Origin of the sequence: Pantoea sp. FN0305, from assembly GCF_050113845.1 — a bacterium.
Taxonomy (GTDB): domain Bacteria; phylum Pseudomonadota; class Gammaproteobacteria; order Enterobacterales; family Enterobacteriaceae; genus Mixta; species Mixta alhagi.
Genome location: NZ_JBNJSN010000007.1, coordinates 66197 through 92522 on the forward strand (window position 1 = coordinate 66197; position 26326 = coordinate 92522).

Below are 26326 nucleotides of genomic sequence, written 5' to 3' on the forward strand. Positions count from 1 at the left end.
TATGGAACAAATCACACTTTCTTACCCCGCCACTCGCACGCTGTATGGACGTGCGCTGGCTGGCGTTGTGGGCTCCGGTGATATGGAAGCCCTGTTTGTCGCCGATCAAGGCGAAAGACTGGAAGTCAGCATCACCACTTCCATCGTCAATTTTGAAGCGCGCTGGCGGGCGCTGTTTGACCGTCTCAGCACGCTAACTGAACTACCGGCAGGTCAACTGACGATTCATGATTTTGGCGCTACGCCAGGCGTCGCGCGTATTCGTATCGAACAGGTATTTGAGGAGGCGGCCAATGCGTAACGACAGCAGTTTTATTGAGCTGCGGGCGCGTGAACGCGCACGTCTGCTGCTGGATGAAGGGTCTTACCGCGAATTGCTCGATCCGTTCGACGGCGTGATGTCGCCGTGGCTGCCGATGCAGGGCATTGTGCCACAGGCCGATGACGGCATGGTGGTGGCAAAAGGCACCATTGAGGGCAAGCCCACGGTGGTGATCGCCATCGAAGGCACCTTCCAGGGCGGCAGTATGGGGGAAGTCTCCGGCGCGAAAATGGCAGCAGCGTTAGAGCTGGCGGCAGACGATCATCGCCGTGGCGTGCCCACGCAGGCGGTGCTTTGCCTGGAAACGGGTGGGGTACGTTTGCAAGAAGCTAACCTGGGGCTGGCGGCGATCGCGGATATTCATGCGGCAATCGTTGATTTACGCCGCTATACCCCGGTGATCGGCGTTATTGCCGGTACCGTTGGCTGCTTTGGCGGGATGTCGATTGCCGCTGGACTGTGCAGCTCGCTGATTGTTACCCGTGGAGCGCGCCTGGGGCTGAACGGCCCGCAGGTTATCGAACAGGAAGCGGGTATTGATGAATATGACTCGCGCGATCGTCCATTTATCTGGCGCATGACCGGCGGCGAAGCACGCTATCGCAGCGGGCTGGCCGACGTACTGGTCAATGATGGCGTACACGCGGTGAAAGATGCGGTGACTAAAGCACTGGCGCGTGGCGTTCCGGCGCGGCACCGCACCGATAACTATCAGGCCATGCTGGCACGTCTGAACAAGGTGGATACCACTCAGCAGCCGGAAAGCGAACAAATTCAACAATTTTTTGCGGGGGATGCGTTATGAAAACCAACAGTCGTGGCGAGATTTGGCTAACGCTGCTGAGTCAGGACGCGCCGCGTTTAGGCGGTCTCTGTCCGTCGGTCCAGGCGGCGGATGCCGAGCTGGGCGGTGAAAGCGTGCGTTATATCGCCGTGGTACCCGATGAAAACAACCATTTCCCGCGTGCTGCAGGCGGGGAAGTCGGCCTGCTTGAAGGCTGGACGCTGGCGAAGGTGGTGCAGGAAACCATCGCTGCTGATGAACAGGCGGAGCATAAACGCCCCATCGTGGCGGTGATTGATGTGCCGAGCCAGGCCTATGGTCGTCGTGAAGAAGCCTTTGGTATCCATCAGGCGCTGGCAGCCTCGGCGGCGGCCTGGGCGCAGGCGCGTCTGGCGGGCCATCCGGTTATCGGTCTGATCGTTGGCAAAGCGATGTCCGGCGCGTTTCTGGCGCATGGCTATCAGGCAAACCGGCTGATCGCCTTCAACGATCCTGGCGTCATGATCCATGCAATGGGACAGGCATCAGCGGCGCGTATCACGCTGCGCAGCGTAGAAGCGCTGATCGAGCTGGCCTCTACCGTGCCGCCGATGGCCTATGACGTCAAAAATTTCCAGACGCTGGGCATCCTCGATGAAATGCTGAACATTGCCAAACCTGATGCGCCGGGCGAGCAGGAAAAACAGCAGGTGACCGAGTCGCTGATTCGCGCCATCAAAGATGCGCGTGAGGGCGATCGCACGCTGAAGCATCGTCTACGTGGCGACAACCGCCGCAGCTCTGTGCTGGTACGCGAGCGTATGCGCGCAAATTGGTAATCATGTTAAGACAAACCTGCCAGGTCGATAGTGATGGGCACACGCTGCCCATCCAGAAAAATAGCCTGTAAAAATAATAAACCATCGCACCTGTGCTAATTACAACGCTTTGTTATACAGGTGAAATATGACATACATCATTCTCCACGCGCTTGCCCCAATTTTCATCATTATGCTGTTAGGCTTTATGGCCGGTAAGGCAAAAATGGTGGATAACAAGAACGTTGCTTTACTGAATATCTTTGTGATGGATTTTGCACTGCCGGCTGCGCTGTTTAGCGCTACCGTGCAGACGCCCTGGAGCGGCATTGTTGAACAGATGCCGTTGGTGGTGGTGCTGACGCTGGCAATGTGGATCACCTACGCCGCCATCTACTTTATTTGCATTAAGTGGTTCCATAAGTCGCCGCAGGATGCCGCCGTGCTGACGCTGACGGTTGCACTGCCAAACTATGCCGCGCTGGGTCTGCCGATTCTGGGCAGCGTCCTGGGCGAGTCAGGCAGCACGTCGCTTTCGGTTGCGGTCTCAATTGCCTGCGGTTCGGTGCTGATGACGCCGTTCTGTCTGCTGATTCTGGAACGTGAAAAAGCGCGTACGGCAGGTACGGTGCAGGGCTCGTCGCTGACCATGCTACCGGTTTTGATGTGGCGCTCGGTGAAAAAGCCGATCGTCTGGGGTCCGCTGCTGGGCGTGGTGCTATCAGCGCTGGGTATTCATATGCCTGATTTGGTGCTGACGGCAATTAAACCGCTGGGCCTGGCCGCTACCGCCGCCGCGCTGTTCCTGACCGGCTTGATCCTGTCGGCGCGTCAGCTGAAACTGAACGGCGCAGTGGCGCTCTCCAGCATCACTAAACTACTGATTCAACCGCTGATCGCCTGGGCGCTGGTGCTGATGATGGGGTTACAGGGTTCGCTGGCGATTACGGCAATTCTGATGATCGCGCTCTCTGCAGGTTTCTTCGGCGTGGTATTCGGCAACCGGTTTGGCGTGCAGTCTCCCGATGCGGAAGCCGCCTTGCTGATTAGCTCAGTGCTCTGTATCGTCACGCTGCCGCTATTTATCTCTTTAACCGCAGGAATGTAATTGATGTTACCGCGTCCCCACGACCTTATCTGGCTTAACGATCCGCAGGCGCTCACAGGCGAACTGCCTGACTGGGTCGCACAGCAGTGGCAGCCTACGCTGCCGCTGGTGGTGCGCCGGGACTGGCACCCGGATGGGCTTATCGCCGTGGGGATCCGTGGCATGGGGCGTGAACGGCGTGCCGCCGCCTGGCTTCCTGCCGGAGCCATTGCGCGCCGCGTGACGCCGGAATCGCTGGTGGATCTCCCGCAGCTGCTGCGTTCCCCTTTTGTTTCACAGCCGCCGGTGCAGGCAACGATCCTGCTGGCGCAGCAGTCATGGCCGTGGCAGTGGGGCGTGACCGGCAGTTGCGGTTATGCGTTGGCGACCGATGTGCCGGTATTGCACAGCGGCAGCGATCTCGATCTGCTGATCCGTGCACCGCAGCCGCTGCCGCCAACCGCGTTTCAGCGCTGGCAGCAGCAGGTGACGCGCCTGCTGTGCCGGGCAGATACCCAGGTGGAAACGCCCAACGGCGCTTTTGCCCTTAATGAGTGGCTGCGCGACGGAAGGACGCTGCTAAAAACCAACCGGGGGCCGCGGCTGGTTAGCGCTCCATGGCAGGCAAAAATGGAGGATCCGGACTGATGAAAATTTTGTTTATGTTTCCCGGGCAGGGGCCGCAGCGTGTGGGCATGCTTCAGGGGTTGCCGGATGGCGAGCACCTGTTGCAGGAAGCCAGCGCGGCGCTAAACGAAGATGCCGTTCAGCTGGACAGTGAGCAGGCGCTACGTCATACCCGCGCCGTTCAGCTTTGCCTGCTGATTGCCGGGGTCGCCTGGGCGCGTGAACTGGCGCGCCAGGGGCTGGAGCCAGATATGGTTAGCGGTCTATCCATCGGCGCTTTCCCGGCGGCGGTGGTAGCCGGGGCGCTCGACTTTGCCGATGCGCTGCGGCTGGTGGCGCTGCGCGGTGAACTGATGGAACAGGCTTATCCGTCCGGCTATGGCCTGACGGCGATCACCGGCCTGCGCCAGAGCGAGATTGAACCCTTGCTGGGCGACTGTTACCTGGCGAACATTAATGCAGCTCAGCAAATGGTGATTGCGGGCAGCGAAGCGGCGATGCAGCAGGTAGCGCAACAGGCGGTGGCGCACGGCGCGCAGAAAGTGCACCGGCTGGCGGTGAGCGTGCCCTCGCACTGCGCATTGCTGGACGAACCGGCGCGGCAGCTGGCGCAGGCCTTTACGCAGGTTACCCTGACGCGTCCGCGCTGTGCTTATCTCAGCGGTAGCAGCGCGCGTTTGCTGTGGCAGCCGCCACAGATCGCTGACGATTTGGCAATGAATATGGCGCGCACCGTGCGCTGGCATGAGGCGATGGAAGCGGCCAACGAACGTGACGTGGGGCTGGCGATCGAAATGCCGCCCGGTGCCGTGTTGACCGGACTGGCGCGTGAACCGCTGACGCGCGGCGATGCGCTGTCGCTGGAACAGGCGGGCGTCGCGCTGGTGCTCAGGCTGGCGACTCAGGCACGCGCTCAGCGTTAGCCAGCACCTCGCGGGCGTACATTCGCCCCTCGGCCACCAGCGCCAGCAGATTGGGATCGTGTTCGCGATTACGATCGAACACGATAGCGATCGACTGGCGCATCTGGTACGGCTCCGCCAGCGGCAGCAGCTGTACGCTGTTTTCATACACCCGCCGCATTCTGCCCGGCACCAGCGCAAAGCCAACGCCTGCCTGCACCAGGCTCAGCATGGAAAAAATATCGTTCACCCGCATCACAATATTGGCATCAAAACCTGCCACGCCGAACGCCTCCTGGAAGCCGTGAAAAGTGGCAAATCCCTCGGCCAGTGAAACAAACTTTTCCTGACGATAATTCCGTAAGTCAGCACTGCCCCCTTCATTCAGCCTGGCCTCGGCAGGGGCGGCGAGATAGATATTATCCTCAAACAGCGGCAGCACCTCATGTCGCCGGGTATCGATCTGGCTGTCATTCACCGACAGTAAAATCGCATCCAGCTCGCCCAGCTGAAGTTTTTCCAGCAGCAGCTGGTTAGATCCCATCGTCAGATCCAGCTCCAGTTCAGGGCGGCGCAGTTTCATGCCCATAATCAGGCGCGGCACGGTTTCCAGCGTCAGCGAATAGAGGGTGCCGATGCGCATCCGCTTCTGACCCAGTCCGGCCTTCTGCCGCGCGTCGATAATCCCTTTTTCCATGACATCCACCGCCTCCTGCGCATATTCAAGCAGGGTATGGGCGGCGGCCAGCGGCTTCAGGCTGCGGCCCTGATGGATAAACAGCGGACAACGTACATTCTCTTCCAGCGTATGCAGCGCGCGGTGCACGCTGACGTTGCTTAAATCCAGCTGTTCGGCGGTACGGGCAATATTGCCGCTGGCCATAAAGGCGATAAAAATTTCCAGTTTGCGAAAGCTAATATCAGCATCAATTTTCATGCGGTGCCTTGTCTGGTCAATAAATCAGTGAAAACCGGAACAGCATAACGCGTTTAACAAGGCGGAATTTTGATTTCCTCAGTGAATGGTTATAGACCACAGACGGCGAAAAAGCCCGAACCGGCGAGCGGGTCGGGCAGAGAGGCAGAAAGCAGTTACCAGCCGGAGGGCAGCAGATTAAACAGCGAGGCGATGGCGTAGATCGCGCTGGCGAGATAGAGCAGCACGATAACGCTTTTGATGATCGGATGGGTCAGCCATGCGCGACATTGCCAGCTCGGCTGCACATCGCCCTGTTTTCGGGCGCTTTGTAAAATCAGCATCGGCATAATCGACAGCACCACGCCGCTGAAAACGCCGGCGATATAGAGCGCGTTGACAAAGGATACCAGCCCGCTATAGGCCAGCAGAAACGGCGGAAGCACCACCAGCAGCATCGCCATTAGCCGCTGACGCGCCGCGCTATCCACCTGCCAGTTAAAACGATCGCCGATATTGGTCAGTAAACTGCCGCCCAGCCCCCAGTAAGAGGTAAGCATGGCGAACAGGGCAAAAATATTAGCGGAGAAAAAGGCCCAGTTACCCAGTGCTTCGCCCCAGCTGAGCGTCGCGACCTCAGAGACATTCGCCAGGCCGTTAAGGGCAATAACCGACAGCGGCACCAGCGCCAGCAGAACAAAGGTTATGGCCATGCCGGTAACGATCGCTTTCGGTAGCTGTTCCGGCTTATTACTGAAGCCCCGCGCCATTTCCGGCACGATGTACTGCGCAGAGAAGCAGAAAACCACCACGTTAAATACCGGGATCATATAGAGCCAGTTGCCTTCCAGCAGATGCGCCAGTTGGGTGACCGGCTGCAGAAAGGTGGTGCCAACCAGCAACAGCAGCATCAGCACCATACAGATACAGATCACTTTTTCGCTGCGGCCGATTGCCTTCAGGCCGAGCCAGAGCACGCCCGCTGCGGGCAGGAAAAAGAGCAGACTGCCCAGCGAAGGCGGCAATCCCAGCAGCGACTGCAGCAGCCGTCCGCTGCCGCTCATATAGGCGGTTAGCGCCCCCAGCGAGTTAACACATACGGAAGCGAACATCAGCCAGCTGCCGAGGCGACCCACATAGCGGCGTGCCAGGCCGCTCAGTTGCAGGTGTGCGCGGGTGCGCAGCGTGGCTTCTGCCACGTAAAGCATCGTTACGGTGGTAAACAGACCCACCACCACCAGCCAGAACAGCAGCGGCATAAAGCCCGCCTTACGGGCGGCGTAGGCGATAGAAAGCACGCCCGCGCCGATATTGGTGCCGACAATCATCGCCACGCCTTCCACAAAGCTTAGCGGTTTGGCCTTTACGCCTGTAGCGCGCGCGGTGGCCGTTTTGGCGGATGCGGGCCAGGATGTTTCGTATGACATGGGAACTCCTTAGTGCGCTCAGGCGCCAGGTGAAGAGATGTCCATACAGAGATATTTGCTTTCCAGATATTCATCGATCCCTGCCTGCGAGCCTTCGCGGCCCAGGCCGGAGTGTTTGATGCCGCCGAAAGGAGCGATTTCATTGGAGATCTGCCCGGTATTCACGCCGACCATGCCATACTCCAGCGCCTCGCTGACGCGCCACTGGCGGGAGGCACTTTGCGTAAAGAGATAGGCGGCCAGACCGAATTCAGTGTCGTTCGCCATGGCGATCGCTTCTGCTTCACTATCGAAGCGGAACAGCGCTGCCAGCGGGCCGAAGGTCTCTTCATGCGCCACGCGCATCTGCTGGGTAACATGGGTTAACAGCGTGGGCTGAAAGAAGGTGCCGCCACGCGCGTCGCGACCGCCGCCGAGCCGCAGCGTGGCACCTTTAGAACAGGCATCGTCAATGTGGCTCTGCACTTTGGCAACGGCGGTATCGTCAATCAGTGGCCCCTGCGTTACGCCGGGCTGGCGACCATCGCCCACCTGCAGTTCACCGATTGCCTGCGCCAGCCGTTCGCTTAATGCCTGATAGATCCCGCTCTGCACGTAAATACGATTGGCGCAGACGCAGGTCTGGCCGCTATTGCGGAATTTACTGAGCATAATGCCCTGTACCGCCTGCTCCAGATCCGCATCGTCAAACACCAGCACCGGCGCGTTGCCGCCCAGCTCCAACGAGAGCTTTTTCACCGTCGGCGCGCACTGCGCCATCAACAGGCGTCCCACCTCCGTCGAGCCGGTAAAGCTCAGCTTGCGTACGCTGTCGCTGGCGCAGAGCGCCTGGCCAACGTTCACCGCGTCACCACAGAGGATCAGCAGCAGATCTGCAGGCAGCCCCGCTTCAGACGCCAGCGTCGCCAGCGCAAATGCGGTCAGCGGCGTCTGTTCGGCCGGCTTAACCAGCATGGAACAGCCAGCGGCCAACGCGGGCGCAACTTTGCGGGTGATCATCGCAGCGGGAAAATTCCACGGCGTAATAGCGGCGCAAACACCCACCGGCTGCTTCAGCACCAGCAGACGCTGTTGCGGCAGTGGAGAGGGCAGAATGGCGCCATCGGTGCGCCGCGCCTGTTCAGCAAACCAGCGAATAAAGGAAGCGGCGTAGCCAATCTCACCTCGCGCCTCGGCCAGCGGTTTGCCCTGTTCGGCGGTCAACAACTGCGCCAGCGGTTCCTGCTGCTGCAGTATTCGTTGATACCAGCCCATCAACAGGTCGGCGCGGGCGGTTGCCGTTTGTTGCTGCCACCGGCGTTGCACCCCAACAGAGCGGGCGATCGCCGCGTTAACCGCTGTCGCATCGTGGGTTTTAACCCAGGCCAGCGGCTCACGCGTTGCCGCATCGGTTACCGCCAGCCAGTTGCCGCTTTGCGGCGTCAGGCTAACGTCAGGATGATCGAGCAGTGCTTTTAGCGGGGCGTTAATCATGCCTGCGCCTCCAGCGCCTGACGCAGCAGCGTCAGCGCACGACGGAAAGTGGTTTCCTCGATGGTTAGCGGATAAAGGAAACGGATGACGTTGCCATGCTGACCGCAGGTCAGCAGCAGCAGCCCCTGCGCCATCGCGTGCTGCTGCACCGAACGCGCCAGTTCGGCATTCGGCTGGCCGTTGGCATCGGCGAACTCAACGGCGACCATGGAACCACGCGCGCGGATTTGCGCCATCGCGGGCAGGGTGCGCTGAGCCTGTTGCAACACCTCTACCAGTTCAGCGCCCAGCTGTGTGGCACGCTGGCACAGCTGCTCTTCATCAATCACGTCGAGAACCGCATGTGCCGCCGCGATGGCCAGCGGGTTACCGGCGTAAGTGCCGCCAAGGCCGCCCGGCGCTGGCGCATCCATGATTTCGGCTCGGCCGGAAACCGCCGATAGCGGCAAACCGCCCGCCAGGCTTTTCGCCATGGTAATCAGATCCGCTTTGACCTCGTAGTGTTCCATGGCGAACAGCTTGCCGGTGCGGGCAAAGCCGCTTTGCACTTCATCGGCAATCAGCAAAATGCCGTGGCGATCGCAGCACTCGCGCAGGCGCTGGAAAAATTCGGCAGGGGCGATATGGAAACCGCCTTCGCCCTGAACCGGCTCCAGCACAATAGCGGCAACATCCTGTGGCGCGATATCCTGGCTGAAAATCGCTTCCAGGCTGGCCATCGCATCGTCAACGCTGATGCCACGCAGTTCAACAGGATAGCGTGCATGGAATACCGAGGCCGGCATCGGCCCAAAATCCCGCTTATACGGCGCCACTTTGCCGGTCATCGCCATGGTCATAAAGGTCCGGCCATGAAACGCGCCGCCAAAAGTAATAATACCGTGGCGGCCGGTGCTGGCGCGGGCGATTTTCACCGCGTTTTCTACCGCTTCCGCGCCGGTGGTAAAGAAAGCGGTTTTTGCCGGGCCGTTAACCGGCACCCGCTGGTTCAGGCGTTCCGCCAGCGCCACATAGCTCTCATAAGGAACAATCTGGTAAGCGGTATGAGTAAAATGCGCCAGTTGCTCTGTGACCGCAGCGATCACTTTCGGATGGCGATGACCGGTATTCAGTACCGCAATCCCGGCGGCGAAATCGATATATTCGTTTCCTTCCACATCCCACAGCGTGGCGTTTTCCGCCCGCGCGGCAAACCATGAGCACATAACGCCGACGCCGCGTGGGGTAGCCTGCTGTTTGCGATCGTTCAGTGCCGCATTCTTTATGTCCATAGCGTTACCTCATTGTTATCGTTTGTTTACAAAAGGAGCCTGATCACGTTTATTTAGCGGGGAGCTACTGTCGGTGACGAGAGCCATTTGAGAACAACAGGAGGGAGCCAATTGCACAGCCTGTATGGAGATCACCTTTTGCAGCGTCTGCAGCAGGAGACCGAAGGCGCGCTGCATCAGCGTCTGTTTCGCTGTTTGCGTAGCGCGATCGTTGAAGGCGTATTGCCGCCGCACAGCCGCCTGCCTGCTTCTCGCGATCTGGCGCGCGAGCTGGCGGTATCGCGTAATACGGTGCTTAACGCTTATGAACGTTTGCTGGCTGAAGGGTATGTGCAGGCGCGTACCGGCAGCGGCACCTGGGTAGCCGGTACGCTGCCGGACAGCTGCCTGAATGCAGGCGGTGAGCCGGTCCCGGCCCCGGAAGCGCCGTTTTCACCGGTTAAACTTTCCGCACGTGGTGCGGCGTTGTTGGGCTATGCCAGCGCATCGCCGCATCAGTGGGGCGCTTTTGTGCCTGGCGTCCCGGACGTGACCGCATTTCCACATGCGCAGTTCAGCCGCATTCAGGCGCGCCTGAACCGTCAGCCAGAAGTCAATCGCCTGACCTACAGCAGCGCCGGGGGCTGCGAGGCGTTACGCGCCGCGCTGGCGCACTACCTGCGTGTGGCGAGATCGGTGCGTTGCGAGGCCGATCAGATCCTGATCACCGAAGGGATCCATCAGGCGGTGGATCTGGTGTCGCGGTTGCTGTGCGACAATGGCGATCGGGTGTGGATCGAGGAACCCGGCTATTGGGGAACGCGCAATCTGCTGCGCATTAACGGACTCAAGCCGGTGCCGATGCGGGTGGATGAAGAGGGCATCGTGCCGGTTAACGATCGGCTGGCGCCACGGCTGGTATTTGTTACGCCTTCGCATCAATATCCGCTGGGCGCGCATCTGAGCCTGGCGCGCCGTCGACAACTGCTGGCGCTGGCGCGCCAGCACGGCAGCTGGATCGTGGAAGATGATTACGATAGCGAGTTTCGCTTCTCCGGTCAGCCTTTTCCGGCGTTGCAGGGGCTGGAGCCAGACGCGCCGGTGATTTACATGGGCACCTTCAGTAAAACGCTCTATCCGGCGCTGCGCATTGGCTATCTGGTGGTGCCAAAGGCGCTGGTTCATCCGCTGCGTATTGCGGCAGCAGAGCTTTATCGCGGCGGTCATCTGCTAATCCAGCGGGCGCTGGCAGAATTTATCCGCGAAGGCCATTACGTTGCGCATATTCGGCGGATGCGCCTGCTGTATGGCAAGCGCCGTGCTTTTCTGATCGGCCTGATCCAGCGCTACCTCGGTGAGAGCTTTATCCGGGAATTCAATCATGACGCCGGGCTGCATTTAGTGCTTAACCTGCCCGAGAGATGTGACGATGTAAGCATTGCCGCCAGCGCGCTCCGGCGCGGAGTGACGGTGCGGGCGCTGTCGCAATATTATATGCAAGGCCAGACGCGTCGCGGGCTGCTGCTGGGATTTGCCTGTGTAGAAGAGAAGAATATGCTGCCAGCCTTTAACACGCTGCGCCAAATCCTTACCGAGTATGGAATTACCCACACAGGAAATCTGGCTTAATTCTTTTGTTAAGATTATTTCAACAATAAATAGCTGAAAAATTTGTCAGCCTTGCCGATATGTATGGCAACAGTTTGCCCGATAGCTTTGTTTCGGGGGAATTGATAAATTTTTCTTTAGCGTAGCGCTGGTCAGACAGCGATACTACGTTGCCATCGCCAACCCACCCAGATCTCTTATTTGGGCAGCTATCGGGCAACAGGATGAACGAGAATCCAGATACACTTTATCGGCTACTGGTGCAAAGCGTAATCGATTACGCGATCTACATGATCAAACCCGACGGCACCATTGCCAACTGGAACACGGGCGCTAAGCATATTAAAGGCTATTTGCCGGAAGATATCATCGGTAAAAACATCGCCATTTTTTATGATAAAGCTGAACAGTTAAAAGGGGTTCCGGCCAACAATCTGGTTATTGCCGCCAGCCAGGGTCGGCTGGAGACAGAGGGCTGGCGCTATCGCCACGATGGCAGCGCGTTCTGGGCACACGTAGTGATCGATGCCATTTATGCTGACGATCGCACGCTGATGGGATTTGCGGTGATCACCCGCGATTGTACCCAACAGCAGGCGCAGCTTAGCCAGCAGCGCGAGCAGCAGGAAAGATTCCGTCTGCTGGTTGAGGGCGTTACGGATTACGCTATCTATATGCTTGATATTGATGGGATGGTGGTGAACTGGAACGCTGGCGCTCAGCGTGCCAAGGGCTATACGGCGGATGAGATTGTCGGGAAACATTTCTCCGCTTTCTACAGCCTGCAGGAACGCATGGCCTATATTCCGGAAAAGAATCTTCAGACCGCTTTTCGCACCGGCCGTTTTGAAGATGAAGGCTGGCGCTATCGTAAAGATGGCAGCGCGTTCTGGGCGCATGTGATTATCGACGCCATCCATGATGATAACGGCAAGCTGATCGGCTATACGAAAATCACCCGCGACTGCACCGAGCAGCGTGAGCTACAACGCGAGCGGCGCGCAGAAGAAGAAAAATTCCGGCTGCTGGTGGAAAGCGTCACCGATTACGCCATTTATATGCTGGATCCGGGCGGCCACGTTGTGAACTGGAACACGGGCGCCCAACGTGCCAAAGGCTATACGGCACAGGAGATCCTTGGTCAGCATTTTTCGCTGTTTTACAGTTCGCAGGAGCGTCAGAACAAGACGCCGATGACCAACCTGAATATTGCGTGCACCACAGGCCGCTTTGAGGATCAGGGCTGGCGCTATCGTAAAGATGGCAGCGCGTTCTGGGCGCATGTGGTGATCGACGCCATTCACGACGAAAACGGTAAGCTTATAGGCTACGCCAAAATTACCCGCGATATTACCGAGCGGCGTGAATATGAGCAGCAAATCCTGTGCGCCAAAGATCTGGCGGAAGCGCAGAGTGAACGTATGACCGCCATGTCGCGCTTTCTTGATACCATCATCAGCAGCATTCCTTCCTGCGTGCTGGTAGAAGATGCCGTTTCACGTGAGATCCTGCTGGTAAACCGCAAGACCGAGCAGTTATTTGGCGTTGAGAAAAACAGTATGCAAGGGAAAAAGCCGCATGAGTGTCTGCCGCCGGAGCTGAGCGACTACTTTAACGTGCTGGCGGATGCGGCCTTGCGTAGCGAAAGGATCCATCAAAGCGAACGTCAGCTGATCACCGCAAGCGGCGAGCGCATTCTGCATACCCGGGCGGCCACGGTTCGCGGCGGCGATGCGCGTACCCAATATGTGATGCTGATTGTCGATGATGTCACCGATCAGCGCGCCGCCGATGCACGAATTCATCATATGGCGCATCACGATTATCTGACCAGCCTGCCCAACCGCATTCTGTTTCGTCAGCGGCTAAACGACGCGTTACGTCAGGGCGAGCGGCAAACGGCGGCGCTCTGTCTTGATCTGGATAACTTCAAAAACGTTAACGATGCGCTGGGGCATCAAATGGGTGACGAGCTGCTGCGCGTGATCGCCAAGCGCCTGCGGGCCGTGCTGCGTGAGCAGGATACGCTGGCGCGCATCGGGGGTGATGAGTTTGCTATTGTGCTGCCTGGCCTGAGCAACCAGCAGGAGGCGAGCATGGTAGCGCAGCGATTAATCGAGATAGTGCGTCCGCCAATCAATGTGGATGGACATAATTTGTCGGTGGGGCTGAGCATCGGCATTGCCTTTGCCGATGCCGAGCTGGCTTCACCTGAGCAGCTATTGCGCTGTGCCGATATGGCGCTGTATGAAGCCAAGCGCAACGGACGTAACCGCTATGAATATTTTACTCAGGAGATGGATGTTCAGGCGCGGGCGCGACGCTGCATGGAAAACGATCTGCGCGAGGCGATCACCGAAAATCAGATGCGGCTCTATTATCAGCCGATCACCAACAGCGAACAGCATGCGATTATCGGCTACGAGGCGCTGATGCGCTGGCATCATCCCTCAAAAGGGCTGATTATGCCGGCTGAATTTATTCCGCTGGCGGAAGAGACCGGGCTGATCCATAGCCTGGGCGCATGGGCCCTGTATGAAGCGTGCCATGAGGCAAAAAAATGGGCGGGCGGGCAAACGGTATCGGTTAACCTCTCTCCGGTGCAGTTTAAAAACAGCACGCTGATTTCACTGGTTGAAGGCGCGCTGCGTGAGTCAGGACTGGAGCCATGGCGGCTGGAGGTAGAGATCACCGAGTCGGTACTGCTGAATGATACGCTGGGCAATATTCGCACGTTGCAAAATCTGAAGGCGCTGGGGGTGCTGATTGCGCTGGACGATTTCGGGACCGGCTACTCTTCGTTAAGCTACCTGCGCTCGTTCCCGTTCGATAAAATCAAAATCGACCGTTCGTTTATCAATGATATGAGCGACAGCCGTGAAGCGTTGGCGATTATCCGTGCGATTACCGGCATGAGCCGCAGCCTGGATATTCAGATCACCGCTGAAGGTGTGGAGAGTCGTGAGCAGTTCGATAAGCTGAAGGAGGAGGGATGCACGCTGTTTCAGGGCTACTTCTTTGGCCGACCGCAGCCGTCTGAACTGCGGTTAACGGTGCTGTAATCGCCGCCCCGACGCGGCGATTCGCGTCGGGGCAGTCATACATTAAGCGGTTGGACCGTGGCTTTCACCATCCATTTTCGCCAGATCTTTATCCACAAAGAACAGGCCTTTACCGCTGTTGCCCACCAGCGCCAGCTTATCCAGCACCGATTTAAACAGTTTCTCTTCTTCATGCTGTTCCGCAACATACCACTGCAGGAAATGGAAAGTTGAGTAATCCTGAGTAGTCATCGCCGCATGCGCCAGTTCATTGATTTTACGGGTAATCAGCTGTTCATGCTCATAAGTTTGCTCAAACACGTCTGCTAAAGAGTTAAAAGCCACCGGCGGTGCAGCAATGCTGCCTAACACCGGCATCGCGCCGGTATCGCTGAGGTAATCAAACAGGCGCTGCATATGCTCCATCTCTTCACGCGAATGAGATTTCAGAAAGGCCGCCGCGCCTTCAAAACCTTTGTCGCTGCACCAGGCGCTCATTTGCAGATACAGGTTTGCGGAATAGAACTCCAGGTTGAGCTGCTCGTTTAAACGCGCGGTCATGTCATTGGTCAGCATAGTGATTCCTCAGAATAGGGGGCAGATGAAAAGTGTTGTGCTGAATTATGCAGCAAAGCTGCTGAAAGGAGTATGCTTTTTTGTTTTTAATTTACTGATTTTAAAGATAATTAATTCACTATCTGAATGCGGCTTATTCGCATTTTCAGCCGCATTTGCCATGCCTGCCGTTGCGCTGATGCTGCTTTCACGCCGTATAACGATGCTGTAGTGGTAAGGACGCGGATGCTGGAAAACGGCGGCGGGCACCTGTCCCGCCGCCTGAATCAGATCAACGGCAGTTCGGGTAATTAGGCTTCTTTTAGCGCCTCGGCGACATGGCTGATGGCACTGACGACCTCCGCTGCGCTGTGACGGATTTCAGCAATCACCTCTCCCGCTTCCTGCGCCAGCTCCACGCCGCGATCGGCGCGCTGAAGATTGGCTTCGATGCCGGTTAGCGCTTTATTCGCCAGCTGATTATTATCCCGTACCATTGTTTCAATCTCGTTGGTGGCCTGGTTAATATTTGCCGCCAGCGCGCGCACTTCATTGGCTACCACGGCGAAGCTGCGTCCGTGCGCACCGGCGCGGGCGGCTTCAATCGCGGCATTCAGTGCCAGAAGGTTGGTTTGGCTGGCAATATTGCGGATGGTTTCCACAATCAGGCCGATACGATCTGACTGGGCGCTCAGGCTGGAAATATCGCCGGAAATGCCGTGAAGCTCGCTCGCCAGCCCGTTGATATTCTGCACGCTGCTTTCCACCACGGTTGCGCCGAGGCGCGTGCTTTCATCAGTACGTCGCGCGGTTTCATAGGCTTGATGCGCCGCGTCGCGCTCCAGCTGACTTTTTTCCACCTGCGCGGTGACGTTAGAAGCGAACTTAACGATCTTATACAGCCGGCCCTCTTCATCAAAAACCGGGTTATAGGTGGCGCGCAGCCACAGCGGACGGCCCTGTTTATCAATACGATGAAACAGGCCGGAAATAAAATCGCCCTGATTGAGCTTCTGCCAAAATTTTTTGTATTCCGCGCTGTTACGTAGCTCAGAGGTACAGAACATTCGGTGATGTTGCCCAACCACCTCCTGTTCACGGTAACCGGTTGTTTGCAGGAAGTTTGCGTTAACCTTCAGCACTTCTCCTTCAAGGTTAAACGTAATCACCGCCATTGAACGATCGATGGCTGCGGTCATTGCACGTTGCTCCTGGGCCTCCAGAACATCAGCGGTGATATCTGAAGCCAGCTTGATGATTTTCACTACTTTGCCGCGACGATCGCGCACCGGGACATAGTTAGCCTCCAGCCAGACCGGATGCCCCTGTTTGTCCAGGCGCAAAAATTTATTGCTGAAACTCTCACCGCGCTGTAATCGCTGCCAGAAAGAGAAATATTGCGGCGAGTTAATCAGATCTTCCGGGCAAAATATCCGGTGATGTTTTCCAGCGATCTCATTGAGACGATAGCCCATCCGCTGCAGAAAAAGAGCGTTGGCGGAGAGAATGGTGCCGTCGGGCTTGAACTCAATGATCGCGATTGCCTGATTTAATGAGGCAAGCGTGGCCGCTCCTCGCGGCTGTAAGGCAAAACGAGAAGCAATTCCTGATGCAATAGTACTGAACATGGTGAACCTTTATTGTGTTATGGGGTTTCACCGCGGATTATCGGCCTGCAAGGGTAAAGGTTAAGCAAAGGGAGGCGGGCCAGAGGCCTTTTTATGCCTGTTATTATCTATTGCTGCAAAAGAGCGCAATCAGTCAAAATTTAGTGAAAAGCATTTGACGACTTCGAGGCTTTACGGTTTAATGCGCCCCGTTGCCCGGATAGCTCAGTCGGTAGAGCAGGGGATTGAAAATCCCCGTGTCCTTGGTTCGATTCCGAGTCCGGGCACCACTTCTTTCAAACCCTCGCTGAAAAGCGGGGGTTTTTGTTTTTCAGGACGCGAAACCATCGTGAAACGCTGTTTGAGGACCGCCAGCCGCCAGATAGTCACGCTTTCCGAGTCCATCCACCAAAGCTTAAACCCCATCCGCAGACAACATTTTTGCGCCAGCCTGATATAACAGTGATGAGATAATCATCTATCGGCTTAGCTGTTTCTGTTGATCGCGCTTAATACCCGCCAGGTGAATTCAGGGTAAAAAGTCACTGTTTGTAACCCACCGTGGCCGTTTACCCCTTACCGATATCATTGGTTATTCGTTATGTCAGGAAAACGCATCCAGCGAGAAAAGTGCACCATTGAGAAAATGATCGCCCTGTATCAGGCTGATTGCCCGCAGGCCGATAACGATGCTGAACGTTACCGGTCGCTGTATCACTATGCGGTGAAACGCCTGGACCGCTGCGCTTTTGGCGAAGAGAAGCCCGCCTGTAAACAGTGTCCGATTCACTGCTATCAGCCCGCAAAGCGCGCAGAGATGAAGCAAATCATGCGCTGGGCGGGGCCGCGTATGCTGTGGTATCACCCCATTCTTGCCATTCGTCACCTGATTGACGACAGGCGCCCCGTGCCGCCGATCCCGGAAAAATATCAGCCCAGGAAAAAAGGGTAGCCTTTTTAGCGCGCAGGCCTGTTACCGGTTGCCCTGGCGGAACGCCCGACCGGTTTTACAAAGGCCTGTCCATATACAGGTCTTCCGTTACCTCTTTCAGTGGGTTTGCTGCACCAGCAGCGCGGCCAGCGCATCGACGTCAGCGAAGCCGCTTCCCACCGGGCAGGTGAGCAGCCGGGCTGGATAAGCTCGCACCAGCTGCGGCAGGCAGGCGTCGTGAAAACGCTTTAGATCGAGAAAATAGTCCAGCGTATAGGCGGCCTCGCCTGGCCGACCACGCGCCATACAGCTTTCAAAACAGGCCTGCGGACAACGATCGATATAGAGCACTACATCGATCGGCGGATAGTCGCTCAGGCAGGTTTTGATCTGATAGTAATAATCCATATAGGCGGCGTCGGGGCGTTCGGTATGCAGGAAATTGGCGTGACAAAAAACCACGTCGCTGTAAAGCGAACGCTCGATCAAATAGTTGCCGTCGGGCAGATCCTTCAATAGCTGCTGGCGCATCCGGGTGATATAGAGCTGAAAGCGTATTCGGGCATCGGCGTCGCCGGGGCTGCTGGTAAAGGCCTGCAGCAGCGCCAAAAACTGCGGATCGCCATCTACCGGCTCTACCATGACCTGCCAGCTTTCGCCACTCAACGCGGTAAGGCGTTCAGCCAGCGGCCCGATAAGCGAGCTTTTACCGGCGGCAATATTGGCCTCAATCGTCATTATCTTCATTCACTTAACCTGCCATACAGGAAATCGTTGCCGCTATCGTGCGGCATCAATGCCAAACAAGCGGCGCAGCACGTTAAAAACTTGCCTGCGACGCGGTAAAGCATAGCCTTCATTATGCGCGATCATCTCTTCTACGCTGATTTCGCCCAGCAGCTCGCGCATCATATTCTCGCTGCTGACGCATTTTTCTACCTGACGCTGTAAATCATCATACCAGGGCATGGTTAGCTCCTTTAGCGGTTAACGCAGCAGCCGTGGCGCTGCTGTTGTCTTCCTTACTGCAAGCTGTATGCCACAGTTAACCATATGAATTTAAATGGGTAATCTAAATTGCGCTGTCATTTTGATGCCACCGAAACCTGTCAAAATGACGCAGGCTTGTCATTTTGACGCGCTGCCGGATGATGAAAGCCAGCACGGTTAAGTTTGTTTAATACCGCCTGCTACACTCGGTTCAGCGTAGTACGTCACTTAATCACTACTATCAAGGACACCACATCATGTCAGAGAACAATTATCAGCCGCCGAAGGTCTGGCAATGGGATCAGCAGGGCGCAGGGAGCTGGTCGAAAATAAACCGTCCGATTTCTGGCGCCACGCATGAGGCGGCTCTGCCGGTGGGTAAACATCCGTTGCAGCTTTACTCAATGGGAACGCCGAACGGGCAGAAAGTGACGATTCTGCTGGAGGAGTTACTGGCATTAGGTGAAAGCGGCGCGGAGTATGACGCGCATCTGATTCGTATCAGTGAAGGCGATCAGTTCTCCAGCGGCTTTGTTGCGGTTAATCCCAATTCCAAAATTCCGGCGCTGCTTGATCGCTCAGAAACGCCTGCGGTGCGCGTGTTTGAATCGGGCAATATTCTGGTTTATCTGGCGGAAAAATTTGGTCATTTCCTGCCGCAGGCGCGCGGCGCGCGCGCTGAAACCCTGAACTGGCTGTTCTGGCTGCAGGGGTCTGCGCCCTATATCGGCGGCGGTTTCGGTCATTTCTATCACTACGCGCCAGAAAAAATCGAGTACGCCATCAACCGTTTTGCGATGGAGGCCAAGCGTCAGCTGGATGTGCTGGATCGTCAGCTGGCTCAGCATCGCTATATTGCCGGGGAAGAGTACAGCATTGCCGATATGGCGATTTGGCCCTGGTATGGCGTGCTGGTTCAGGGTGGTCTGTACGAGGCGGCAGAATTCCTTGATGCTGCTTCCTATAAAAATCTTCAGCGTTGGGCGCAGGAGATTGGTGAGCGGCCAGCCGTACAGCGCGGACGCATCGTTAACCGTACCTGGGGCGAGCAGTCGCTGCCAGAGCGCCACGATGCCACTGATTTCGACCCCTTTGGGCTGAATCAGGTACGCTAATCTGCAGCCACGGCGGAAAGCCGCCGTGGTTTTGCAGTGAATAAAATACCGCTATTCATTAATAACGCGCATTATCAACAGCGTGTTACCTATTTCCCGCGTACGAATTAGCTGATTAAATAATTAGAACGCATTAGCATTAATTCTAATTAACCGGCTGACTTTAAATTTACTTGTGATTCATGACATAACATTTTAGCCAATGGTTAACTGCTTTTTGGTTTGAAGCCGCTGTTATTATTAACGGTTTAAATAAAAGTAGTAATTAAAATAACATCCGGTAAAGCAGGTCGTGACAGAGATCTTATCATTTTCTTTTTGTAGTGGATAATCGGTAACCGGAAGCTGTCGGGAGGAGAATAATCCAGTCTGGCTGGTTATATAATCATTGCAATTATCCATAATATTAGCCATTTCCATTTTTAGTTTATGTGAAAATGCGCCCGTTTTAATCTGGCATGAGGGGTGAAAATAATCACCGTAATGAATCCGTCATTGTTTTTTCTTTTCATGCTATTAAATGAGGTGGGCTATGAGTGGAAAGTTTCAGCATATTATAAACAGTCAGGCGTTATTTACCGCGCTGCGTCGCGATCTGCATCAGCATCCTGAAATTGGGCTGGAAGAGTTGCGCACCAGCAGTATTGTTGCTGATAAATTACGCTCCTGGGGTTATCAGGTGCATCGAGGCATGGCGAAAACCGGCGTGGTGGGCACGCTGAAAGTGGGCCACGGCGGTAAAACGCTGGGCCTGCGGGCGGATATGGATGCGTTGCCAATGCAGGAGCAGACCGGCAAGTCCTGGAGCAGCCGGACAGAAGGGAAATTCCACGGCTGCGGTCATGACGGCCATACGGCAACGCTGCTGTGCGCGGCGGAGTATCTGGCGAAAACACAGAACTTTTGCGGCACGCTGCATTTGATATTTCAGCCGGGCGAAGAGCTGCTCTATGGCGGCAAACTGATGCTGGAAGATGGGCTGTTTCAGCAGTTTCCCTGCGATGCGATCTATGCGCTGCACAATATGCCGGGCTTAAAAAAGGGGCATTTTTACTTTAAAACCGGTGCCATGATGGCTTCGTCAGATACGTTACATATTGAGGTAAGCGGTAAGGGGGGCCACGGTGCTTTCCCGGAAAAAAGCGTCGATGCCACGCTGGTGGCCTGCCAGATTGTGCTGGCGCTGCAAACGGTGGTTTCGCGCAACGTCTCGCCATTTTCTCCCGCCGTGGTTACCGTTGGCAGCCTCTGCTCAGGCGAAGCGCCTAATATTATCAACGCCAGCGCCATGCTGAAGCTGAGCGTACGCGCACTGGATAATAAGGTGCGGCAGCAGTTGCTTAAACGCATCGGCGATATCGCTCACGGACAGGCGCAAAGCTTTGGCGCGAAGGTAAATATCGATCATATTAACGGCAGCCCGGTGCTGATTAATGACCCTGCGGCAACAGAGTTTGCCATCAACGTGGCGCGCGAGCTGGTCGGCGAAAGCCGGGTCTGCACCAATACCGCGCCGGTCATGGGCAGCGAAGATTTCGCCTTTATGCTGACGGAAAATCCGCACGGCAGCTATCTGTTCCTGGGCGCAGGCGACGAGCCGGAAAGATGTATGGTGCATCATCCAGGCTACGACTTTAACGATGAGCTGATTGTTCCGGGCGCAATGTTTTTTAGCCATCTTGCAGAACAATTTTTAAATTAAATATTGGCTGAGCATTATTCTTTTTGCATTGGGCATCGCGTAAACGCTCACAGGGAAATATAAAACAGAGGGACTCCGAATGTCTGCAACAGAAATAAAACAGATTAAATCCGTAGCGTATCAGGGAAGCGGTCGGTTAATTGTCGGAATTATGGCTGGGGTACTGACGTTTTGGCTGTTTGCCCAGTCGGTGGTGAATATCGTTCCGGCTATTCAGCAGGATGTCGCCATTCCTCTGGGATCGTTAAATTTAGCTATTAGCCTGACGGGACTTTTTTCCGGCTGTTTTATTGTGGTGGCGGGCGGCTTAGCCGATCGTTTTGGTCGGGTAAAAATGACCCAGCTGGGTTTTATATTAAGTATTATTGGCTGCCTGTGTCTGATTATGGCGCAAAATAGCCTGCTGTTTGCCGCAGGGCGAATTATTCAGGGGCTGTCCGCCGCCTGTATTATGCCCGCCACGCTGGCATTAATAAAAACCTGCTATCAGGATGCGGCGCGGCAACGGGCGCTGAGCTACTGGTCGATCGGCTCCTGGGGCGGTTCCGGTCTTTGCTCGCTGGCAGGCGGCGCGATAGCCACCTACTGGGGCTGGAAATGGGTGTTTATTCTGTCGATCCTCTTTGCGCTGGCGGGCATGCTGCTGATCCGCGGCACGCCGGAAAGCAAGGTGAATACCACCGTTTCCCATCGCTTTGACTATTTTGGCCTGTTTACCTTTGTGGTAATGCTTGTTTGCCTGAACTGGGCGATTACCAAAGGCAACGCCTTTGGCTGGACCAGCAGCTTGATCCTGATCCCCGCCATCATATTTTTGCTGGCGGCGGCGCTGTTTTTTACCGGCGCACGGCGTAAAAAAAGCGCCAGCTTTATCGATTTCGCCCTGTTCAGGCAACGAGCCTGGAGCGGGGCGACGCTCTCTAACTTTTTACTTAACGCGGTGGCCGGTACGCTGATTGTCGCCAGCATTTATGTGCAGCAGGGGCGAGGATTCAGCGCCTTTCAGTCCGGTATGTTAACCCTGGGCTATCTGGTTGCGGTACTGGCAATGATCCGTGTCGGTGAAAAACTGCTGCAAAAGGTGGGGGCGCGTAAGCCGATGCTGTGGGGCACCGCGATGACCGGCATCGGCGTGGCCTTGATGGCGCTAACGCAGCTTCCTGACAGCACCTACGCGGCGGCGGTATTTACAGGTTATGTGCTGTTTGGTCTTGGGTTAGGTTTTTATGCCACTCCCTCCACCGATACCGCTATTTCCAGCGCGCCGGAGGATAAAATCGGCGTGGCGTCCGGTATCTATAAAATGGCCAGTTCGCTGGGCGGCGCCTTCGGCATTGCCATCTCCGCCTCGGTCTATGCCGCAGTGTTGCCGCTGGGCGCAGCAACCGCCGCGACCGCCGGGCTGCTGGTTAACGTCGGGTTTTGCGTAGTTTCATTTATTACCATTGCGCTGATGGTGCCGCGCCAGGCAGGCAGCGCTTAGCCATCAGGGCGTTTTTTTCTCGCCGCCCGGCTGCGGTGGCGGATAGTCATAATCAATACGTAATGCCGCCGCGTAAGGGCTATGCCACAGCTGTTGATAAAGCTGGTTTAACCGCTGCGCCATGCTCTCATTATTTAAAACCAGCTCCAGGTTGCGCGAGTTATCCAGATAGCCGCCGCGCCAGTTGCTGGTGCCGATCCAGGCAAGCCGATCGTCAAGGATCATTATTTTACTGTGGATCACCCGGGCATAAGGAATAAAGCCGCTGCGCGCAGGGGGAATAGTGACCACTTTAATCTCTACGTTGGGTACCAGCGCCAGGCTTTTCAGCCAGTGAATATCGGGGCGGTCGGTATTCCAGTCGGCAACCATCAGTTCAATATGCACGCCGCGTGCTGCCGCGCTGCGTAAGGCGTTATCGATAACCGGATAAAAAGGGCGGCTGTGCTGCGAACCATAAGAGAGCGGCGCATAGTCCATTACCTGAACGCGCACCGAGTGTGTGGCCGACGCCAGCAGCTGCGGTAACGCCGCCTGCGAATCAATGACCCCTGGCGGATTCCAGCTATGCGGGCTGGCGACCAGATAGTTGCCGGCAGGCAGATCCGTGCGCCTCTCCTGACTGGCAACAGGGGGCACCGGCTGATCGGCTGCCAGCAGCGCCTGGGCCTGCCAGTCCTGATTAAATATCGCGGCGATTTGCGCCACCACCGGCGCATCGCTGATGCGTAGGCCAGTCTCCTGAATATGTTCCAGCGCCCGCCAGTCGAAGTTCTGACTGCCGACAAACGCCTGACGAGCGTCTACGACAAAATATTTGGCGTGAATAATGCCGCCGCTGAGTTTGCCAAACGGCATCAGACGTAGCTCAAGATTGGGAATGCTTTTCAGCTGTTCCAGCGTCTCCGGTGTGCTGTTACGCAAACCTTTCTCTTCCATAAGAAAGCGGATTTTTACGCCACGCTCGCCTGCAGCGCGCAGCGTCTGTAGCACTTCATCCAGCTTTGAGCCGGGCTGGTTGGCAACGTAAAACTGGGCGATATCGATCTGCCGTTGCGCACTCGCAAACATTTCGCGCCAGACATCGTCGCTGCGGCGCAGATCTTCCGCCTGTAATTGGGTCTCTACCGGCGCGGTGTAGACCAGCTCATAACCTTCGGTTTCAAAACGCGCGCTGGCGCCGGGACTTAATATCAACAGGCTACTGCTCCAGATTAAAAATTGCAGGCGGCACCGCCACCTGCACGAAAAAATGTCAGGCATAACGCTGCGCTCCGTTTTTTACCCAGTTATCGGCAGCGTCGGGCAGCGGCAGTGCCGATCCGGCCGCGCGGATAAGCAGCACTTTTAACAGTTCGCCAATGCGATCCATACGGCTTTGCAGATAATTATTGCCTACCAGCGCAATCAGCGCGATGGCAATGCCCAGGCCGGTGGCATACAGCGCAGTGCCCATTCCTGCCGATACCAGGCTCGGCTCAGAAACGCCGGAAGCGGAGAGCGCTTTAAAGGTATCGATAATCCCCATTACCGTTCCCAGCAGGCCAAGCAGCGGTGCGGCGGTAACGATGGTTTCCAGCAGCCACAGTCCACGGTTCAGCTGTGGCTTACTCAGCAGATATTGCGTTTCCACCATATCATTCAGCGACTGCGCGTTATGCTGATTTTTATGCAGCATAATTGGCTGAATCATTGAGAGCGGCAGGCTGTTACGGCGCAGCAGTTCGGCGGGCAGGGCTGTAATCTGCCCTACCTGCGGCGTCAGCGCCTGCTCCAGCTGCCGCGCCTGGCGCCATGTCCAGGCGAAGCTAATCGCCCGCTCAATAATGATCACCAGCGCAATAGCCAGTGAAAAGTACATGATATAAAAGATAATGTCGTGCAGTAAGGTCGCGTTCATTGTGTTGGTTCCTGATTCATCAGAAGGTGGCTTCCAGCGAGACGCTGAAGGTACGCTCCTCGCCAACGTTGTAATAAGGCGTGTTAGCATCCAGTCCGTTACGCGCGCTGGCGTTAAACACGGTGGTGCGTGCCGAGGTGAGATACTCTTTATCAAACAGGTTATCGACGCCGAAACGCAGCGCGGCGCTTTTCACAATTTTTTTATCGACCGGCAGATGAACGCCCGCTGCCAGATCAAATACCGTGCGGCCGCCCACTTTTTCATCATTGGTGAGATCGCCGTAAAACGCGCCAACATATTTAGCGGTTACGCCGCTATACCAGAGGCCATCGTCGTAGCCCAGCGTCAGGTTAAGCAGGTTTTTCGGCACGTTAGGCAGTGTCTTGCCGGAGGTCGGCAGGGTCACACCCTCGGTAGTGAGATCCTCTTTCTGTTCTGAATCGGTGAAGGTATAAGAGGCGTAATAGTTGAAGTTATGCGGCAGCTTTCCGCTCCACTCCAGCTCTATCCCCCGGTTCTCTACCTTGCCGACGTTCATCATTTCATAGTCGCCGCTGCTGTTGGTGGTGGAAACCTGACGATCGCTATAGCGCAGCCAGAACAGCGTGGCGCTCAACAGCATATCTTCCTGCTGGAAACGCCATCCCAGTTCGTGGTTCCAGCTCAGCTCTGGTTTGGTGCTGATCGAGTCGCCGACGTTGTACAGCACATAGTTAGGTGGCGTACGCATATTGCGTGACAGGCTGTAGAACAGCTGATTCTCCGGGTTCAGGCGATAGCTGGCGCTGAAGTTGGGCAGAAGCTTATGGTAGCTGGCGCGGCGATCTTCCGGGCTGCTATACAGGCTGCCATTATTCTCGCCGCGTCGCTCAATGTGTTGCCAGGCCAGGCCGCCTACCAGCGTCCAGTCGGGCGAAAGATACCAGCTATCCTGTACCCAGATCTTTTGCGCTGGCGTAACGGTGTACTGATCGCGGCCCTGTACTGTCTTGCCATTGGCATCGGTTACCTGATTTGAACCGCCCGGCTCGCCCCACAGATCCGCCGGGTTGCCGTCTGAGTTGATGCTGATAAACGGCTGGGTCTGGCGCTGACGCGCGCGCTCGTACCAGTAGCCCAGGTCGAGGCTGTGCTGTTCGTTGATGTCCCACTTGAGTTTAGTGGTAATGCCAGGACGCCAGGTTTGTGTCCAGGAAGGGCGATAGTAAGTATTGCTGCTGAGATTGCTTAAATCATACTGTCCGGCCCGGTCCGAGGTGGGAGAGAGCGTTGACGCGTTCTGACCGCTGAAGCTGCCGCCGTTACCCCAGTAATAATAGGGTTGAATGGTCCAGCTCAGATTATCGCGTAGCTGGAGTTTCTGGCTAAAGCTGACGGTCAGGTTTTCAAACGGGTTACGGTTCAGCTTGTAATAGCGGCTTATTTGGCCGCGGCTGTTGTATTGCGGCGAGGAGGGAAAATCGCCGGAGCTGCGCCCCTCACTTTCAAATTGCGCCTTGCTGATGGAGTTATAGTTGCTGTTTTCCTGACGGTTATATTTCACAATGGTTCGGGATCCGGCAGCGGTTGTGGCGGCGGCGCAGGGTCAGGCTGCGGCACAGGGTCAGGCTGCGGCGCGGGATCCGGTTCCGGCTCGGCAGGCGTCACCGGCGCAGGCGGCTCTGCCAGTACCAGTTCCATGGTGGATTCATCATAACGAGGCTGTACTTTCAGCGTGACCTGCTGGTTCATCCACAGCATCCAGCCTGCCGCCGCAAGGGCAGGGAACCAGCTCAGCAGATGGCGAGAGCGATAGAGCGAGTACAT

The 26326-nt window shown here is 56.4% G+C and carries 24 protein-coding genes, 1 tRNA gene and 1 pseudogene; 14 read left to right on the top strand and 12 right to left on the bottom strand.

Translation table 11 applies throughout. From position 1 onward, the window contains the following. Position 1: 1 nt before the first annotated feature. From mdcC to mdcH, 6 genes are all read left to right on the top strand, one after another. Positions 2-301 carry a malonate decarboxylase acyl carrier protein gene (gene mdcC, locus ACQE3Y_RS14625; RefSeq protein WP_085070106.1) on the top strand — a complete coding sequence of 100 codons (300 nt, stop codon included), beginning with the start codon at positions 2-4 and terminating at the stop codon, positions 299-301. Beyond that, a complete protein-coding gene (locus ACQE3Y_RS14630) occupies positions 294-1127 on the top strand; it encodes a biotin-independent malonate decarboxylase subunit beta (RefSeq protein WP_426981966.1) in 834 nt (277 codons plus the stop codon). The genes mdcC and ACQE3Y_RS14630 overlap by 8 nt, the downstream gene beginning before the upstream one ends. Next, on the top strand, positions 1124-1924 hold the full coding sequence (gene mdcE, locus ACQE3Y_RS14635) for a biotin-independent malonate decarboxylase subunit gamma (protein WP_426981967.1): 801 nt from the start codon (positions 1124-1126) through the stop codon (positions 1922-1924). Before ACQE3Y_RS14630 ends, mdcE begins: the two co-directional genes overlap by 4 nt. Positions 1925-2051: 127 nt before the next feature. Beyond that, positions 2052-3011, top strand: coding sequence for an AEC family transporter (locus tag ACQE3Y_RS14640; protein WP_250650873.1), 960 nt, complete (start codon positions 2052-2054; stop codon positions 3009-3011). 3 nt (positions 3012-3014) lie between these two features. Further along, a complete protein-coding gene (locus ACQE3Y_RS14645; RefSeq protein WP_426981968.1) occupies positions 3015-3638 on the top strand; it encodes a malonate decarboxylase holo-ACP synthase in 624 nt (207 codons plus the stop codon). After that, entirely contained in the window at positions 3638-4540 is a 903-nt protein-coding gene (gene mdcH / locus ACQE3Y_RS14650; protein ID WP_426973526.1) for a malonate decarboxylase subunit epsilon, read from the top strand. The genes ACQE3Y_RS14645 and mdcH overlap by 1 nt, the downstream gene beginning before the upstream one ends. On the opposite strand, the gene ACQE3Y_RS14655 is transcribed toward mdcH, so the two are convergent. From ACQE3Y_RS14655 to ACQE3Y_RS14670, 4 genes are all read right to left on the bottom strand, one after another. Continuing rightward, complete coding sequence (locus tag ACQE3Y_RS14655) at positions 4506-5456, bottom strand: LysR family transcriptional regulator (protein WP_250650871.1); 951 nt, start codon at positions 5454-5456, stop codon at positions 4506-4508. The two genes, mdcH and ACQE3Y_RS14655, sit on opposite strands and share 35 nt — an antisense overlap. A 155-nt stretch (positions 5457-5611) precedes the next feature. Next, positions 5612-6862, bottom strand: coding sequence for an aromatic amino acid transport family protein (locus tag ACQE3Y_RS14660; protein WP_426973528.1), 1251 nt, complete (start codon positions 6860-6862; stop codon positions 5612-5614). Between the two features lie 18 nt (positions 6863-6880). After that, positions 6881-8335: an NAD-dependent succinate-semialdehyde dehydrogenase gene (locus ACQE3Y_RS14665; RefSeq protein ID WP_426981969.1), complete on the bottom strand. Its 1455-nt coding sequence runs from the start codon at positions 8333-8335 to the stop codon at positions 6881-6883. Next, entirely contained in the window at positions 8332-9600 is a 1269-nt protein-coding gene (locus ACQE3Y_RS14670) for a 4-aminobutyrate--2-oxoglutarate transaminase (protein ID WP_426982044.1), read from the bottom strand. Before ACQE3Y_RS14670 ends, ACQE3Y_RS14665 begins: the two co-directional genes overlap by 4 nt. A 117-nt stretch (positions 9601-9717) precedes the next feature. Here ACQE3Y_RS14670 and ACQE3Y_RS14675 point away from each other — a divergent pair, with 117 nt between their 5' ends. Together ACQE3Y_RS14675 and ACQE3Y_RS14680 are read left to right on the top strand one after the other, a co-directional pair. After that, a complete protein-coding gene (locus ACQE3Y_RS14675; protein ID WP_426973530.1) occupies positions 9718-11214 on the top strand; it encodes a PLP-dependent aminotransferase family protein in 1497 nt (498 codons plus the stop codon). A gap of 203 nt (positions 11215-11417) precedes the next feature. Beyond that, a complete protein-coding gene (locus ACQE3Y_RS14680) occupies positions 11418-14255 on the top strand; it encodes an EAL domain-containing protein (protein ID WP_426981970.1) in 2838 nt (945 codons plus the stop codon). 42 nt (positions 14256-14297) lie between these two features. Here the strand turns inward: ACQE3Y_RS14680 and ftnA are convergent, their stop codons facing one another. Beyond that, positions 14298-14810, bottom strand: a complete 513-nt coding sequence (gene ftnA, locus ACQE3Y_RS14685; RefSeq protein WP_250650866.1) for a non-heme ferritin — start codon at positions 14808-14810, stop codon at positions 14298-14300. Positions 14811-14835: 25 nt separating this feature from the next. On the opposite strand from ftnA, the gene ACQE3Y_RS14690 reads away from it, so the two are divergent. Further along, entirely contained in the window at positions 14836-15021 is a 186-nt protein-coding gene (locus ACQE3Y_RS14690) for a hypothetical protein (RefSeq protein ID WP_426973533.1), read from the top strand. A 79-nt stretch (positions 15022-15100) separates the two neighbouring features. Here the strand turns inward: ACQE3Y_RS14690 and ACQE3Y_RS14695 are convergent, their stop codons facing one another. After that, positions 15101-16417: a methyl-accepting chemotaxis protein gene (locus ACQE3Y_RS14695; RefSeq protein ID WP_426981971.1), complete on the bottom strand. Its 1317-nt coding sequence runs from the start codon at positions 16415-16417 to the stop codon at positions 15101-15103. Positions 16418-16610: 193 nt separating this feature from the next. Here ACQE3Y_RS14695 and ACQE3Y_RS14700 point away from each other — a divergent pair. Then, positions 16611-16686: transfer RNA gene (locus ACQE3Y_RS14700), tRNA-Phe, on the top strand. Positions 16687-16997: 311 nt separating this feature from the next. After that, positions 16998-17348 carry a nitrous oxide-stimulated promoter family protein gene (locus ACQE3Y_RS14705; protein ID WP_426981972.1) on the top strand — a complete coding sequence of 117 codons (351 nt, stop codon included), beginning with the start codon at positions 16998-17000 and terminating at the stop codon, positions 17346-17348. A 96-nt stretch (positions 17349-17444) separates the two neighbouring features. On the opposite strand, the gene ACQE3Y_RS14710 is transcribed toward ACQE3Y_RS14705, so the two are convergent. Together ACQE3Y_RS14710 and ACQE3Y_RS14715 are read right to left on the bottom strand one after the other, a co-directional pair. Beyond that, positions 17445-18074, bottom strand: coding sequence for a deoxynucleoside kinase (locus ACQE3Y_RS14710; RefSeq protein WP_426981973.1), 630 nt, complete (start codon positions 18072-18074; stop codon positions 17445-17447). A gap of 33 nt (positions 18075-18107) precedes the next feature. After that, the gene (locus tag ACQE3Y_RS14715; RefSeq protein WP_426981974.1) at positions 18108-18296 is read right to left on the bottom strand and encodes a hypothetical protein; all 189 of its coding nucleotides are present in this window, start codon (positions 18294-18296) and stop codon (positions 18108-18110) included. Between the two features lie 278 nt (positions 18297-18574). Here ACQE3Y_RS14715 and yghU point away from each other — a divergent pair, with 278 nt between their 5' ends. From yghU to ACQE3Y_RS14730, 3 genes are all read left to right on the top strand, one after another. Continuing rightward, positions 18575-19432 carry a glutathione-dependent disulfide-bond oxidoreductase gene (gene yghU, locus ACQE3Y_RS14720; RefSeq protein ID WP_426973541.1) on the top strand — a complete coding sequence of 286 codons (858 nt, stop codon included), beginning with the start codon at positions 18575-18577 and terminating at the stop codon, positions 19430-19432. 532 nt (positions 19433-19964) lie between these two features. Then, entirely contained in the window at positions 19965-21134 is a 1170-nt protein-coding gene (locus ACQE3Y_RS14725; RefSeq protein ID WP_426973543.1) for a M20 aminoacylase family protein, read from the top strand. Between the two features lie 79 nt (positions 21135-21213). After that, positions 21214-22617, top strand: coding sequence for an MFS transporter (locus ACQE3Y_RS14730; protein WP_426981975.1), 1404 nt, complete (start codon positions 21214-21216; stop codon positions 22615-22617). 3 nt (positions 22618-22620) lie between these two features. Here ACQE3Y_RS14730 and ACQE3Y_RS14735 read toward each other — a convergent pair whose 3' ends face one another. The 4 genes and pseudogenes from ACQE3Y_RS14735 to ACQE3Y_RS14750 all read right to left on the bottom strand — a co-directional run bounded on the left by ACQE3Y_RS14735 (position 22621) and on the right by ACQE3Y_RS14750 (position 26326). Beyond that, complete coding sequence (locus ACQE3Y_RS14735) at positions 22621-23880, bottom strand: phospholipase D-like domain-containing protein (protein ID WP_426981976.1); 1260 nt, start codon at positions 23878-23880, stop codon at positions 22621-22623. Beyond that, positions 23873-24517 carry a MotA/TolQ/ExbB proton channel family protein gene (locus ACQE3Y_RS14740; protein WP_426973548.1) on the bottom strand — a complete coding sequence of 215 codons (645 nt, stop codon included), beginning with the start codon at positions 24515-24517 and terminating at the stop codon, positions 23873-23875. The genes ACQE3Y_RS14735 and ACQE3Y_RS14740 overlap by 8 nt, the downstream gene beginning before the upstream one ends. Before the next feature lie 19 nt (positions 24518-24536). Further along, positions 24537-26075 (bottom strand): annotated as a pseudogene (locus ACQE3Y_RS14745) (TonB-dependent receptor domain-containing protein); the annotation flags it as partial. Next, a complete protein-coding gene (locus tag ACQE3Y_RS14750) occupies positions 26060-26326 on the bottom strand; it encodes a hypothetical protein (protein ID WP_426981977.1) in 267 nt (88 codons plus the stop codon). The gene ACQE3Y_RS14750 and the pseudogene ACQE3Y_RS14745, both read right to left, overlap by 16 nt.

What these genes read in the sequence shown, in the direction of transcription:
- mdcC (WP_085070106.1), top strand. Translation starts at nt 2, where the DNA reads ATGGAACAAATCACACTTTCTTACCCCGCCACTCGCACGCTGTATGGA.
- ACQE3Y_RS14630 (WP_426981966.1), top strand. Translation starts at nt 294, where the DNA reads ATGCGTAACGACAGCAGTTTTATTGAGCTGCGGGCGCGTGAACGCGCA.
- mdcE (WP_426981967.1), top strand. Translation starts at nt 1,124, where the DNA reads ATGAAAACCAACAGTCGTGGCGAGATTTGGCTAACGCTGCTGAGTCAG.
- ACQE3Y_RS14640 (WP_250650873.1), top strand. Translation starts at nt 2,052, where the DNA reads ATGACATACATCATTCTCCACGCGCTTGCCCCAATTTTCATCATTATG.
- ACQE3Y_RS14645 (WP_426981968.1), top strand. Translation starts at nt 3,015, where the DNA reads ATGTTACCGCGTCCCCACGACCTTATCTGGCTTAACGATCCGCAGGCG.
- mdcH (WP_426973526.1), top strand. Translation starts at nt 3,638, where the DNA reads ATGAAAATTTTGTTTATGTTTCCCGGGCAGGGGCCGCAGCGTGTGGGC.
- ACQE3Y_RS14655 (WP_250650871.1), bottom strand. Translation starts at nt 5,456, where the DNA reads ATGAAAATTGATGCTGATATTAGCTTTCGCAAACTGGAAATTTTTATC.
- ACQE3Y_RS14660 (WP_426973528.1), bottom strand. Translation starts at nt 6,862, where the DNA reads ATGTCATACGAAACATCCTGGCCCGCATCCGCCAAAACGGCCACCGCG.
- ACQE3Y_RS14665 (WP_426981969.1), bottom strand. Translation starts at nt 8,335, where the DNA reads ATGATTAACGCCCCGCTAAAAGCACTGCTCGATCATCCTGACGTTAGC.
- ACQE3Y_RS14680 (WP_426981970.1), top strand. Translation starts at nt 11,418, where the DNA reads ATGAACGAGAATCCAGATACACTTTATCGGCTACTGGTGCAAAGCGTA.
- ftnA (WP_250650866.1), bottom strand. Translation starts at nt 14,810, where the DNA reads ATGCTGACCAATGACATGACCGCGCGTTTAAACGAGCAGCTCAACCTG.
- ACQE3Y_RS14690 (WP_426973533.1), top strand. Translation starts at nt 14,836, where the DNA reads ATGAAAAGTGTTGTGCTGAATTATGCAGCAAAGCTGCTGAAAGGAGTA.
- ACQE3Y_RS14695 (WP_426981971.1), bottom strand. Translation starts at nt 16,417, where the DNA reads ATGTTCAGTACTATTGCATCAGGAATTGCTTCTCGTTTTGCCTTACAG.
- ACQE3Y_RS14705 (WP_426981972.1), top strand. Translation starts at nt 16,998, where the DNA reads ATGTCAGGAAAACGCATCCAGCGAGAAAAGTGCACCATTGAGAAAATG.
- ACQE3Y_RS14710 (WP_426981973.1), bottom strand. Translation starts at nt 18,074, where the DNA reads ATGAAGATAATGACGATTGAGGCCAATATTGCCGCCGGTAAAAGCTCG.
- ACQE3Y_RS14715 (WP_426981974.1), bottom strand. Translation starts at nt 18,296, where the DNA reads ATGCCCTGGTATGATGATTTACAGCGTCAGGTAGAAAAATGCGTCAGC.
- yghU (WP_426973541.1), top strand. Translation starts at nt 18,575, where the DNA reads ATGTCAGAGAACAATTATCAGCCGCCGAAGGTCTGGCAATGGGATCAG.
- ACQE3Y_RS14725 (WP_426973543.1), top strand. Translation starts at nt 19,965, where the DNA reads ATGAGTGGAAAGTTTCAGCATATTATAAACAGTCAGGCGTTATTTACC.
- ACQE3Y_RS14730 (WP_426981975.1), top strand. Translation starts at nt 21,214, where the DNA reads ATGTCTGCAACAGAAATAAAACAGATTAAATCCGTAGCGTATCAGGGA.
- ACQE3Y_RS14735 (WP_426981976.1), bottom strand. Translation starts at nt 23,880, where the DNA reads ATGCCTGACATTTTTTCGTGCAGGTGGCGGTGCCGCCTGCAATTTTTA.
- ACQE3Y_RS14740 (WP_426973548.1), bottom strand. Translation starts at nt 24,517, where the DNA reads ATGAACGCGACCTTACTGCACGACATTATCTTTTATATCATGTACTTT.
- ACQE3Y_RS14750 (WP_426981977.1), bottom strand. Translation starts at nt 26,326, where the DNA reads ATGTACTCGCTCTATCGCTCTCGCCATCTGCTGAGCTGGTTCCCTGCC.